We start from the raw sequence: 13,003 nt of genomic DNA on the forward strand, positions 1-13,003 counted from the left end.
CGCGAGGGTCCGCTGGTGATACCCGTGCACCCGGCCCGTCACCGCCGCGCAGCCCGGACAGGCCACCGGCCCCTCGGGAGTCCGCGCCCGCACCAAGATCCGACCGCCCTCGTCCGTCACGTCCTCGATCACCAGCGGCAGCAGCCCCGAGAAGACCACCTTCGTAAGATCACCGATCTTGCACACATGATCTCAACGACATCGACTACCTTCGGTCACCACCGAATGTGAGACAGAGCCGAAATCTACGCAGTCCCGCCGCTACCACCGCACCGACAGCGCGATGACGACGACCAATCGCTTTGACCATCTGCGCAGCGTCTACGTCGGTAGCAGCAGATCCTCGACCCATTACTCGTCCACGCTTTCCTAATACTCCGGCAGGAGATCGGAATTAACGGCGTTGGGTGAGAATCGTCGTAATGGGCGGGATCGGCGGATGAGGGCGCGGGATTCCCCGGCCCTGCCCAGCATCCTCGCTACGGGTACGCCGCCGTCTCAGATGAGGCCGTGGGCGAGCATCGCCTCGGCGACGAGCCGGAAGCCGTCGATGTTGGCTCCAGCGACGTAGTTGCCCGGCATGCCGTACTCGTCGGCGGTGGCGTAGCAGCGGGCGTGGATGGTCTGCATGACTTCCCGCAGCCGCTGCTCAGAATGGTCGAAGGTCCACGAGTCGCGGCTGGCGTTTTGCTGCATTTCCAGCGCGCTTGCCGCGACTCCGCCGGCGTTGGCCGCCTTACCGGGCGCGAACCGCACCCCGGCCTCGGCGAAACTCCGCACCGCCTCCGGCGTGGTGGGCATGTTAGCCCCCTCCACCACGGTGGTGCAGCCACCCGAGATCAGGCTGAGCGCGTCGGCGGCCGTGAGTTCGTTCTGCGTCGCGCAGGGGATCGCCACGTGGCAGGGCACCTCCCAGATCGGGCGACCGGCGACGAACGTGGCGTGCGGATGGGCCTCGACGTATTCGTCGATCCGTGCCCGGCGGACCTCTTTGACCTGCTTAAGCACCTCGACGTTGATTCCCTTTTCGTCGTGGACATAGCCAGAGGAGTCCGAGCATGCCACCACAATGCCACCGAGCTGATGCACCTTTTCGATCGCGTAGATCGCCACGTTGCCCGAGCCGGAGACCACCACCCGCTTTCCGTCGAGGCTGTCGCCGCCATCGGCGCGTAGCATCTCCTCGGCGAAGAACACCGCACCGTAGCCGGTAGCCTCCCGGCGCACCTGGGCACCGCCGTAACTGAGGCCTTTGCCGGTCAGCACCCCGGACTCGTACCGGTTGGTGATCCGCTTGTACTGCCCGAACAGGTAACCGATCTCTCGGCCACCGACTCCGATGTCGCCGGCTGGCACGTCCGTGTACTCGCCGATGTGCCGGTATAGCTCGGTCATGAACGATTGGCAGAACCGCATCACCTCCCGATCGGAGCGGCCCTTGGGGTCGAAGTCCGACCCCCCCTTGCCGCCGCCGATCGGCATGCCAGTCAACGCGTTCTTGAACAGTTGTTCGAAACCGAGGAACTTCACGATCCCCAGATAGACCGACGGGTGGAAGCGAAGACCTCCCTTGTACGGGCCTAGTGCGCTGTTGAACTCCACCCGGAAGCCGCGGTTGATGCGGACCTCACCGCGATCGTCCTCCCATGGCACCCGGAAGATGATCTGCCGCTCCGGCTCGCAGATCCGCTCAATGATCTTCGCGTCGGCGTACTCGGGATGCCTCTCCAGGGCCGGCGCCACACTGTCGAGCACCTCCCGCACCGCTTGGTGGAATTCGAACTCGCCAGGGTTGCGCCGCACCACCGAGGTGAAGATCGACTCAAGCTTGTCCTGTACCGACACGAATACTCCTCGGTGTGCAACCATGGCCGGTTTGCGGCGGCACGCTAGGCGCCCTACGGGTCACCCCTCACCGCACGACCACTTCAAGAGCGTTGCTGTAGAACGACCTGTCGTGGTACGGCTGCTTCGGCGTGTTGAGCGAGAAGCTCCGGCAGGACGGGGTCTTCTCACGGACCTTGTCCTTGCCGGCGCTTCGTCGTCGTTCAGTTTGACATTCCCAGTTGCTGGTCCGTTATCGGCGGTGCCGTTTGGCGAGGTGACGGGTGTGCCGTAGCCCACTGGCGTTGCTGGTCGGGTGTCGGAAAACCGGTCGCCGCCGGGCCGGGGTCGACAGCGGTCGTCCTGGCGCTCGCTGCGGCGACGGCGGCGGGGATGAGTAGTGATACAGCGGTTCGACGATCTGGCGGGTCTGCACCAACGCCGACCCGCAGGCCCTCGACTCGGCGATTGGAACGTGCGCCAATCATGGTCGCCGTCGCCGTCCTGCTGGCCCAACTGCTGGCTCTCGTTAAGCTCACCCGGGACAGCCGCCCCACCTGGGTGCCGGCCACCGAGGATCGCGGCGAGGGCATCTTCCTGCAACTGGACGAGACCACCGTCGCCGCCTGCGAATCCGACGGGAAACAATCGCCGAAATCGTGGCGCGCGTCGGGGGGTGCTCATTATCGAATCTCATTCCACGTGAACCGCGGCTCACGCTACTTGGTCGGCGTACGGGACCAGGGCCGATTCGGTGACATCCCGTCCGCCGCCCCTGGTCCGACGCGCCCTCGCCTACGCACGCCGCGCGACCAGCGGGGCCGGTGCCACACCGCTCGCGCCCGTGCGGGACGCTCGGCGGACGGCGGGCACGACAAGCGCCGCCACCACTGCCGCGAGCGAGGTGACGGTCAGCATCTCGAACCCGTGGGTGAACCCGGACTCGTACGGCAGACCGTCCGGGCGCAGGTGGCCGGTGACGATGCTGCTCATCACGGCCGCCCCGATCGCTCCACCGATGGTCCGGATGTTCGCGTTCATCCCCGCCGCCACACCGGTCTGCGCGGCCGAGACGTTCTGCACGATCAGGTTCGTCATGGACGCGTATGCCAGGCCGATGCCGATCCCGAACACGGTCGAGGCGACCACGATCTGCCAGCGTGCGTCGTGGGCCACGGCGAGCAGGGCGCACGCGACCACGCTGAACGCGGAGCCCGCGGCGAGTTGTGCCTTACCACTGAGGATCCGCTCCATCCGGCCGCTGACGATGCCGGTCAGGAACATGGCGACGAGCATCGGCACCAGCAACAGCCCCGCCTCGGTGACGCTGGCCCCGAACCCATAGCCCGCGACCGTCGGGGTCTGCACGAACTGCGGCAGGAACGCGAGGATGGCGAACATGCCCGCGCCGAAGAGCAGCGCGACCAGGTTGGTGGTCCACACCGCCGGCAGGCGCATCACCCGCATGTCGATGAGCGGGTTGGTCGAACGGGTCTCGGTGATCACCCAGGAGACCAGGACGAGCACCGCGAAGAGCAGGAGACCGAGGACCTTACCCGAGGTCCAACCCCATGCCGGGGCCTTGCTGAGCGCCAGCATCAGCGCGACGAGCCACCCGGACAGCAGTACGGTGGCGAGCCAGTTGATCCGGCCCGGCGTCCGTACGGGCGACTCCGGTACGAGGAAGTGCGCCGCCACGGCCGTCGCGATCAGCATGACCATGGGGATCCAGAAGAGCCCACGATAGCCGAAGGCGCCGACGATCGGCCCGGCGAGCACGGTGCCCAGTCCCCCGCCGGCGGCGAGCAGGGCCGACATCGCCCCGATCGCCGACGTGGTCCGCGCCGCCGGGAACTCGTCCCGGATGATCCCGAACGACAGCGGGAAGACGGCACCACCGACACCCTGCACGATCCTGGCCACGATGAGCACGCCGATGTTCGGCGCGATGACGGCCAGCAGGCAGCCGGCGATGAGCGCGACCAGGGAGACGACGAACATCCGCTCCTTGCCGACCATGTCACCGATCCGTCCGAGGATCGGCGTGAAGACCGACGCGGAGAGCAGGTACGCCGTCAGCACCCAGGTCACGGTGTTCTGCGAGGTGTGCAGGTCGTGCTGGATCGTCGACAGCACCGGGCTGACGAGCGACTGCAGCATCGCGAAGAAGCCGGCGCCGGCCGCGAGGATGGCGAATGTGATCCGGTAGGGGGTACGGGTGGTGGTCCGAGCCACGAAAAAACTCCAGTTCTCGGTGGTGGGGAGCGGACAGCGCTCCTACTCAGACCGCGATGGTCTTGTGCTCCACGTACTGGGCCAGGCCGACGGCTCCGAACTCGCGGCCGACACCGCTGCCCTTGTAGCCGCCGAAGGGCGCGTCGAAGCCCGGGTCGGCGCCGTTGACGGTGAAGAAGCCGGTACGGATCCGGCGGGCGAGCGCCAGGCCACGCTCGACGTCGGCCGTCCACACCCCACCGCCGAGCCCGTACGGGGAGTCGTTGGCGATGCGTACCGCGTCGTCCTCGTCCTCGTACGCGATGACGACGAGGACCGGTCCGAAGATCTCCTCCTGGGCGATGCGCATGCCGTTGTCGACGTCGGCGAAGACCGTCGGCCGTACGTAGTAACCGCCCTCGAGCCCCTCCGGCACCTCGGGACCGCCGGTGACGAGACGCGCCCCCTCGGAGATGCCGAGTTCGATGTAGCTGCGGACCCGCTGCTGCTGGTCGGCGCGGACCATCGGGCCGATCCACGTACCCGGGTCGGCGGGGTCTCCCACGACGAGGCTCTCCGTCATGGTCTTCACGGCCTCGACGACCTCCTCGTAGCGGCTGCGCGGGGCCAGGATCCGGGTGTGCGCGACGCAGGATTCGCCGTTGTTGCCGAACGACAGGAACTTGAGTCCCTCGACCACGGCCGCGAGGTCCGCGTCCGGCAGGATGACCGTCGCGGACTTGCCGCCCAGCTCCAGGCTCACCCGCTTGAGCTGCTGGCCCGCCACGGACGCGATCGTGCGCCCGGCGGCGGTCGATCCGGTGAAGGCGACCTTGTCTACGTCGGGGTGCGCGACGAGATACGCGCTCGTCTCCCGGCCCGCCGGCAGGATGCTGACCACGCCCTCCGGCAGCCCAACCTGCTCGAAGATCTCGCCCAGTACCAGCGCGTCCAGCGCGGTCTCGGGCGAGGCCTTCAGGATGACCGTGCAGCCCGCCAGCAACGCCGGAATCATCTTCACCAGGGCCGACTGGTGCGGGGCGTTCCACGGGATGACCGCGGCGACCACACCGACCGGCTCGCGCCGGATCAGCGGGCCGGATTCGGTTGCCCGTTCCTCCCACCCGAAGGCCTCGGCGGCCCGCAGGTAGGCGCCGGTCTGCTCCGCCAGTGCGTGCAGCGTCCACCGGGTGAACCACGACGCGGAGCCGTTCTCCGAAGTGATCAACGCGGCCAGTTCGTCGGCCCGCGCCGCGTGTAGTTCGTTGAATCGGGCGATGACCGCCTGGCGTTCCTGCGGCGTCATCCGGGGCCACGGCCCGTCGTCGAAGGCCTTGCGCGCGGCGGCGACCGCCCGGTCGACGTCGGCCGGTGAGGCCTCGGCGGCCCGCCCCACCAGCGACTTGTCGTGCGGCGAGTGGACGTCGAGCAGGCCGCCCTCGGCGGGCGCGACCCACTGGCCACCAACGTAGAGCTTGTCGTGAACAATCACGGTGATTACTCCCTTATTGCTGGTTTTGCGCCGATTCGTGATCGGCGTCTGGACTGCGGCCCCGCCGCGTACGCGTTCCGCGTCGCGATCATCAAGGGGCACAACGATGTGACGTGTTGTGCGGCTAGGCACCACACGACCGTAGCACTTATCTTGGGTTCCGCCACCAAGGTGTGCAGCTAGCCGCGTGACCTGCCACACAGGGGTAGAGTTGACGGCACTATGAGAGCCGACGCAGCCCGTAACCTCGACACGGTCCTCCACGTGGGTGCTCGACTACTCGCGCAGGATCCGGCCACGAGCATCGCCACGATCGCTGCCACGGCCGGCGTCGACCGGCGCACCGTCTACCGCCGATTCGCCACCCGGGAGGCCCTGCTCGCCGGGGTCTACCAGGCCAAGCTCGACGCCTCCGAGCGCGCGCTCGACGACGCCCGGCTGACGGAGGCGCCGGTCGCGGTGGCCCTGCACCGCTATGTGGAGGGCATCATCCCGGTCATCCGGCGCTGGTCGATCCAGGTCCTCAAGCCAATGATGAACATGGACGTCGAGGCCGCGGCCCGGAGCAAGCAACTCGGCGAGCGGCTCGACCGGTTCATCCAGCGCGCCACCGACGAGGGGCTACTCCGCGCCGACCTGCCACCGGGCTGGGCCAGGACGCTGCTGGACCAACTCGTGAACGCCACCGCGGAAAACTTTCCCGACCTGGCCGCCGCACCCGCCGCCGACCTGGTCGTCGACGCGCTGTTGCGCGGCATCGGGCGAAGCTGACGGGCAGGCACTGTCCGAACCGCTTCGGCGGCGGAGCCGGCGACCGGTTGGGTCTAGCGGTAACCATCCCGGGCGTTGCGCTCCGCCTCGGCGTGCCACCAACGGGGCGGGGTCGGCCCGGTAACCGTCGCGGTCGGCTGGTCGGGATGCAGCCCGAGACGACGAAGCGTGCTGGCCGCCGAACGCACCCGCCGGGGCACCCGGGCCGGTACTCGTTCGTTGCCCTGCCGCGACCAGGCGATCCTGGTGCTGCGCTGGTTCCTCGACGCTGGTTCCTCGACGGCACCCGGATGCGCCAGCTCGCCACCGACAACCAGATCGGCGTCTCGACGGACTACGACTATGTGAACATCGACGGGATCCTGGTCGAGACCGATCGGTGCCGCACCTCGGGGCCAACGGGTGTCGATCTGCGGTGATCCGGTAAGCATGCCCAGCACGGCGGTAGGCAACGTCCAGGTCATCACCGTCGGCGACGGCTAGTCGATCTGGACCTCGGAGGTGCGGCCCGGCCGCGAACACGACACCACCGCCGTACGTGCCCACACCGAGATCCTGCCCTCCCTGACCGCGGACGGAGCCGACCTGCGCACCCTCGGCGATCTGGCTACGAAGGGCTGGCCGACATTGTCACCGTCGCATTTCAAGAAGCCCAAGAACGGTCGGCTCACCCTCGTCCAGCAGCAGTTCAACAAGGCACACAACAGCCTGCGCGCGATCGGCGAACGCGGGAACTCGCTACTCAAGATGACCTTAAAGCGCTGCGCAACGTCAGCCGCAACCCGTGGCGGATCGGGAAGATCGTCGCTGCCGCGCTGACCATCCTCCACATCGATCATGATCGCACCACATGACGCCCGTCAGGAGTCAGCCCCTTGCTCGAAATGGCTCAATATCGTGCCAGTTCAAGGCTTCAGGGCGCCGTCGGGGCGCGTACCACCTCGACCACCGCCCGTCGGGCGCACTGCGGCCCCCGGACCCGCCGCCCCGCACACCACCAACACCCCTGAAACCCTTACTTACCAGGGTCTGAGCGTTCCGGGTTCTCTGCGAAGACCTGGGCCGCGACCTGGTAGCCGTCGAACGCGCGTGCTACGCCAGCGTAGGCCGCGACCTGAAGAAAGACTTCGGCGATCTCTTCCTTGGTAGCGCCGGCGTTGAGCGCGATGCGGAGTTGACCACGGAGGGGCTCCAGGACGCCGAGTGTCGCCGCGATGGTGACGGACACCAGTGCCCGCGTCCGTGTATCTAGGTGCTCGGTGCGCGGCCAGACGTCGCCAAAGGCGTGCATCGTCGCGATCCGTTTGAAGTCTGCGCCGTTAGCTGGCTCACCAGGGGTGGCGCCAAGAAAGCGCTCCAAGCGGAAGCCCAGCAGACGCTCAGCCGTGTCCAGGGCGGCGGCGTACCCCGGGTCTGTCGCCGCAAATGCCGGATGATCCGTCGTCACGATGCTTACTCTCCCATGCAGAAGGACGAAGCAGGCGATATCCGGCATTTCGAAGGTGACTGAAGGTCGCGCACCTCAGTCGAGCTGATCAAGGAAGAGCGAGCCTTCTGACTACGGCCACGTCCGCAACATCGATGAGGACTGAGGAAGACAGCGCTTATCGTAGTTGCCGCACCCCAGGGCCCACCCCGTGCGTGGATCTATGGCGGTCGGCCAAGCGCGACAACCACGACGGCGACATTCAGATCATCACCGTCGCGGACGGCTGGCCGATCTGGACCTCCGAGGTACGACCCGGCCGCGAGCACGACACCACCGCCGTATGCACCCACACTGAGCCTTTTCCAAGCTGACCTTGCAGCTCAGGGCGGGGGCGGCGAGCCCGGAGATCGATGAGGACGAGGCTCCAGGTAAGACAGCAGTCGACCAAGATCCGACGCCCCGACCGGGAGCCTCGCGGCGAACGGGCCATCGCCACGCTCAAGACCAGGAAAATCCCGGCCAAGCCGCGCTGCTGCCCGCGCCGCGTGCCGGTGATGCCCACGCGAGCCGGCCGGCGGCGTCAGCGATGACCTGCATGTTCACGCCGTGGCGTTGTGCCTGCCGGAGTAGTAGTGCTTCTGCTCGGCGGCCCAGTCGATCGGGATCAGCGTGCCGTCCAGGATCGTGTACGCCAGCAGCCGGAGGCGTCGCATCGCGGTGTTCAGGTCGTCGGCTGCCGAGCTGAGCAGCGTTATGGCTTCTGGACGTAGCGCCAGGCGGTGGCCACGCCGATCTTGAAGTCGGCCGCGAGGCGGGTGTAGGTGTCCCCGTTGCGCAGATGGGCCAGAGCCAGCAGCGCCTGCCGGCCGGCCCTCCAGACGACGCCATCGGGATCGGCGCTGCATACGGTGGCCACGGATGCGTTCAGCGAGGTGGTTGAGGGTCCGCCCTGGAAACGGAATCGCGGCGGGGTAGGCCAGCATGGCGAGGCTCCCGGTCGGGGCTTCGAGTCCTGGTCGACATCTGTCCTACCTGGAGCCTCGCACCCATCGATCACCGGGCCTGCCACACCCGCCATGAGTAGCGAGACCAGCTTGGAAAAGGCTCAGTGTTCCTGTGGAACTACTGAGGCTTGCCGACGGTGACGGGGGCCGACCTATCAGACTGTACGGATATCATCCCGTAATGACTTCCAAGACTTTGCTTGCACGTGGTGGACTCACATATATCGATCATCGCGACTTTGCACACGGCGATTCACGGCGCGTCATCAAGCGGTTACGTTGGCCGTCGGTATGCCTTTGGGTCGAGGACAGCAGGTTGACTCTTTCGTCGCGGGCCGGTTCCGACGTGCTGCTACTCGCTGAGGTAACCGCAACGCCACACGGCCCGATCGTGGCCACGCATTGGGCTCTTGCATTCGCGGTAGCCTTCCGGATCGCAGAACGTGATCAGGTTCTGCTTTTCTGGACTCCTCGTGCGCGAGCCGTCCTTCGGGAACTGGCTCGGTTTGGGTGGGATGCCGACCCCCGCGCAGACGACTTCGTTACGTAGTCGACCACGCCCATGCACGCCCTTCGGCAGGACAGGACGCCGGGCAGAAGTTGCCCACCGTGGCAGGCGGCCGGACAGGGCCGATGCACGGTCGGCGGCAGTTGAGTGCCTCTCATAGCGGTCCGACGCAGGTATGTCAGCACGACGAACCATCGAGGGATGTGGACCATTGAGCCTTTTCATCCTGGTAGCAGCTGGTTTCGACGCGGTGTATGTCAACGTCGGCTGAAAGTTGACCCCTCTGTTCCGGGTGGGTTCCACGGGGTCAGTTTTCAGGATCTGGCCCACTTTCCGTGATCAGGACTGACCCGGCTCGGGGTGCCAAGTCCACTGTGTAGGGTGCGTCGTGCGATCGGCTGATCTTGTTGCGGTCCTGCCTCATCTGGCACCTGTCGTGGTTGAGCGAGTGGATCGGCAGTCAGCTGGCCTGCGGATATGGGCGCGAGCGCGAGCCCGTCGTGCGGCGTGTACCGGTTGTGGGCGTCGGGCCCGGCGGGTTCACAGCCGCTACGAACGTCGACTCAGCGATGCCGCGGTGGCTGGCCAGCCGGTGGAGATCCGGTTGCGGGTCCGCCGGTTCTTCTGCGACACGGTGCGCTGCCCGGTCCGCACGTTCGACGAGCAAGTCAGCGGGTTGACCTGCAGGTATGGGCGGCGTAGTCCGCTGCTTCGTCAGATGCTGGAGAAGATCGGGCTGGCGCTTGCCGGTCGAGCGGGTGCCCGGCTGGCCGGCCGCCTCGGTCTGGTGACCAGCCGCAGCAGTGTCCTGAGGCTGGTCCGCGCCCTGCCCGACCCGCCGGTCGGGAGGCTCACCGCGGTGGGCGTGGATGACTTCGCCCTGCGCCGAGGCCACTGCTACGCGACGGTGCTGGTCGACGTCGACACCCGCCGGCCGATCGATCTGCTACCCGATCGGGAAGCGGCAACCCTCGCCACCTGGCTGGGGCAGCATCCGAGCGTGCAGGTTATCTGCCGAGATCGCGCCAGCGCCTACGCCGAGGGCGCCCGCACCGGTGCGCCGCAGGCTATCCAGGTCGCCGACCGGTGGCATCTGTGGCACAACCTCGCCGAACACGTCGAGAAGACCGTCGCCCGTCACCACGGCTGCCTCACCACCGCGCCGCCGCAGCCCGCACTGACGGCCACGCAGGACCCGGTCCAGGTTGCCGTCGATGCCACTGCCCAACGGGCAGAGCAGGGACTGTTGGTGCCTCGAACCCGGCGCCGTTATGAGCAGGTTCAGGTGCTCTGGGCTGAGGGCCACAGCATCCGGGAGATCACCAGGCGACTCGACCTCGCCCGCGGCACCGTGCGCCGCTTCGCCCGCGCCGGCAGTGTCGATGAGCTCCTGGCCAAACCTCGCGCCGGGCGGCCCAGCATCCTCGACGACCACCTCGACTACCTGCACCAACGCCTCAACGATGGCATCACCAACGCCACCGAACTGTTCGCCGAGATCCGCGCCCGTGGCTACCGCGGCAGTGCCACCACCCTGCGCACCTACCTGCAACCCCTACGAGCTGTCGCCACGCCACCACCAGCCCGACCCCGGCCGCCGAAAGTTCGCCGGATCACCGCCTGGTTGCTGCGCCACCCCGACGCACTGCACCCCGACGACCAAGTCGGCCTTGCCACGATCCGTGCCGCCTGTCCGCACCTGAACGCTGTTGCCGACCACATCAACGCGTTCGCGGAAATCCTCACCGGCCGCCACGGGCACCGCCTCAATGCCTGGATCACCGCAGTGACCGCAGACGACCAGCCCGACCTGCACTCGTTCATCGCTGGTCTGCGCCGTGACCACGACGCCGTCCTCAACGGCCTGACCCTTCCCTACAGCTCCGGCGTCGTCGAAGGACACGTCAACCGAATCAAAATGATCAAACGACAGATGTATGGCCGCGCGAACCTCGACCTGCTCCGCAAGCGAGGGGGCTGTCTCGCTAAAGGCTCTGTCTCACATTCGGTGGTGACGGAGGGTGCTGGTTAGCCGAGCAGGATGCGGTGGCGTAGGAGCGTGAAGCCGGCGCGTCCGTACATTTGTCGTTTGATCAGTTTGGTTTTGGTGTTGACGCCTTCGGTGCCGCCGTTGTGGAAGGGGTGGGTCAGGGCGGCGTTGACGGCGTTGCGGTCCAGGCCGAGGCCGCGGGTGAAGGTGTGCAGGTGGGGCAGGTCTGTGTCCTTGACCGCGGTGATCCACGAGTCGAGGCGGTCGTCGTTGCCGGCTGCGGGCGTGAGGAGCGCGGCGAACGAGCCGATGAAGCCGGCCAGCGCGGTCATCTGTGGACAGGCAGCGGTCAGAGCGTCGACGAGCGTCCGCTGATGTTCTTTGAGCTGGTCAGGGTCGGTTAGCAGGTAGCGGGTGAGGCGTCGGGGCGATAAGGCTGGGCGGTCGGCTTCGACCCGGCCTTGGGTGATGTAGCGGTAGAGCAGGTTGAGGCTGCCGGTATAGCCCCGTTCCCTGATCTCGGCGAGGAGTTGAGTGGCACCGACGGCGGGGTCTTGTTCCCGGCGCCGGCGCAGGTGCTCGCGGTAGGGGTCGACGAGGGTGGGTCGGTACTGCGGTGCGCGGACCAGGCGTTGCGGTTCGCTGATCCGGGCGTAGCGTTTGACGGTGTTGAGGCCGAGGTTGAGCCGGCGGGCGCATTCGAGCAGGCCGACGCCCTTGTCGAGCAGGTCGTGGACCTGCTGCCACCGCTGCCGGGTCGTCACCGCCCGTATGCCTTCCTGCGGCGGCGGGCCGGCGGTGGCCCAGCATGAGCTGTGGGCGGTGACCTCCTTGCGCACGGCCTCGGCGAGGTTGTGCCACAGATGCCAGCGGTCCGCGACCTGCAACGCGTCGGGCAGCGCGCGGCGGACTGCTTCGGCGTAGGCGCCGGAGGAGTCCCGGCACACCACCTCGACACCGGGATGCTCGCGCAGCCACGTCTCCAACGTGTGGGCCTTGCGGTCGGGCAACACATCGATGCGCTCACGGGTGACCGCGTCGATCAGAACGGTGGCGTAACGCTGACGTCGCCGCAAGGCGAAATCGTCAACCCCGAGTACGCGGGGCACCCGCCGCTCAGGCAGCGGTATGCGCAGCAGCGCCCGCAGAGCGGTGTGCCGGGACATGACGACCATCGCCAGGGCCGACAACACCCGAGCGCCTCCCCGACCAGCCAACTGACGCACCACGACAGCGACCTGGGAGATCAGCCGGCCAGTGCGGCGCTGGTAACGGTTCAGAACTCCCGGAAGCTGCTCCCGGAACGTCTGACGGCAGCCCGGCGTCGGGCACACCAGACGGCGCACGCGTACCCGCACCACCACCGGCCGGGCATCCACCGACACGTCCGCGACGGTCCGCTGGTGATACCCGTGCACCCGGCCCGTCACCGCCTCACAGCCCGGACAGGCCACCGTACCTTCAGGAGTCCGAGCCCACACCAGAATCCGCTCGCCCTCGTCCGTGACGTCATCGATCACCAGCGGGTACAACCCCGAGAACACCATCTTCGTCAGATCATCGATCTTGCACACATGACCTCAACGACATCGATTACCTTCGGTCACCACCGAATGTGAGACAGAGCCTCGCTAAGGGTGTTTCCGGCGATCTTGGTTAGTAGGTTTCAGCGGCTGGGAAGCGGTCGCTGAAGGTGATGGCGAAGGCGTTCAACGCGGGTTTCCAGCGCATCGTCCATCGGGTTCTGCCTGCTCCGGTGGGGTCCAGGGAT

General features: G+C 67.2%; 9 protein-coding genes and 3 pseudogenes. 5 read left to right on the forward strand and 7 right to left on the reverse strand.

The features are described 5' to 3' along the window. From ABZ808_RS30750 to ABZ808_RS30765, 4 genes and pseudogenes are all read right to left on the reverse strand, one after another. Window positions 1-186: pseudogene (locus ABZ808_RS30750) on the reverse strand (ISL3 family transposase); the annotation flags it as partial. A 312-nt stretch (window positions 187-498) separates the two neighbouring features. Continuing rightward, window positions 499-1,845 (reverse strand): NADP-specific glutamate dehydrogenase, encoded by a 1,347-nt coding sequence (gene gdhA / locus ABZ808_RS30755; protein ID WP_357012906.1) that lies wholly within the window; start codon window positions 1,843-1,845, stop codon window positions 499-501. Between the two features lie 774 nt (window positions 1,846-2,619). After that, window positions 2,620-4,059, reverse strand: coding sequence for an MFS transporter (locus tag ABZ808_RS30760; RefSeq protein ID WP_357012907.1), 1,440 nt, complete (start codon window positions 4,057-4,059; stop codon window positions 2,620-2,622). Window positions 4,060-4,105: 46 nt separating this feature from the next. Then, complete coding sequence (locus ABZ808_RS30765) at window positions 4,106-5,530, reverse strand: aldehyde dehydrogenase (protein WP_357012908.1); 1,425 nt, start codon at window positions 5,528-5,530, stop codon at window positions 4,106-4,108. A gap of 264 nt (window positions 5,531-5,794) precedes the next feature. Here ABZ808_RS30765 and ABZ808_RS30770 point away from each other — a divergent pair, with 264 nt between their 5' ends. From ABZ808_RS30770 to ABZ808_RS30780, 3 genes are all read left to right on the forward strand, one after another. After that, the gene (locus ABZ808_RS30770; RefSeq protein ID WP_357012909.1) at window positions 5,795-6,301 is read left to right on the forward strand and encodes a helix-turn-helix domain-containing protein; all 507 of its coding nucleotides are present in this window, start codon (window positions 5,795-5,797) and stop codon (window positions 6,299-6,301) included. Window positions 6,302-6,591: 290 nt separating this feature from the next. Beyond that, on the forward strand, window positions 6,592-6,720 hold the full coding sequence (locus ABZ808_RS30775) for a hypothetical protein (RefSeq protein WP_357012910.1): 129 nt from the start codon (window positions 6,592-6,594) through the stop codon (window positions 6,718-6,720). Between the two features lie 82 nt (window positions 6,721-6,802). After that, window positions 6,803-7,120 carry a transposase family protein gene (locus ABZ808_RS30780; protein WP_357012911.1) on the forward strand — a complete coding sequence of 106 codons (318 nt, stop codon included), beginning with the start codon at window positions 6,803-6,805 and terminating at the stop codon, window positions 7,118-7,120. A gap of 196 nt (window positions 7,121-7,316) precedes the next feature. On the opposite strand, the gene ABZ808_RS30785 is transcribed toward ABZ808_RS30780, so the two are convergent. Beyond that, entirely contained in the window at window positions 7,317-7,748 is a 432-nt protein-coding gene (locus ABZ808_RS30785) for a carboxymuconolactone decarboxylase family protein (protein ID WP_357012912.1), read from the reverse strand. 170 nt (window positions 7,749-7,918) lie between these two features. On the opposite strand from ABZ808_RS30785, the pseudogene ABZ808_RS30790 reads away from it, so the two are divergent. Further along, a pseudogene (locus ABZ808_RS30790) lies at window positions 7,919-8,071 on the forward strand (IS5/IS1182 family transposase); the annotation flags it as partial. Window positions 8,072-8,279: 208 nt separating this feature from the next. Here ABZ808_RS30790 and ABZ808_RS30795 read toward each other — a convergent pair. After that, window positions 8,280-8,713: pseudogene (locus ABZ808_RS30795) on the reverse strand (transposase family protein); the annotation flags it as partial. A 977-nt stretch (window positions 8,714-9,690) separates the two neighbouring features. On the opposite strand from ABZ808_RS30795, the gene ABZ808_RS30800 reads away from it, so the two are divergent. Then, complete coding sequence (locus tag ABZ808_RS30800; protein WP_357012914.1) at window positions 9,691-11,274, forward strand: ISL3 family transposase; 1,584 nt, start codon at window positions 9,691-9,693, stop codon at window positions 11,272-11,274. On the opposite strand, the gene ABZ808_RS30805 is transcribed toward ABZ808_RS30800, so the two are convergent. Beyond that, window positions 11,271-12,779: an ISL3 family transposase gene (locus ABZ808_RS30805; RefSeq protein ID WP_357012913.1), complete on the reverse strand. Its 1,509-nt coding sequence runs from the start codon at window positions 12,777-12,779 to the stop codon at window positions 11,271-11,273. The genes ABZ808_RS30800 and ABZ808_RS30805 overlap by 4 nt on opposite strands. Between the last annotated feature and the right edge of the window lie 224 nt (window positions 12,780-13,003).

The sequence above is a fragment of the Micromonospora sp. NPDC047527 genome, from assembly GCF_040643015.1.
In the GTDB taxonomy this organism is placed as follows: Bacteria; Actinomycetota; Actinomycetes; order Mycobacteriales; family Micromonosporaceae; genus Micromonospora.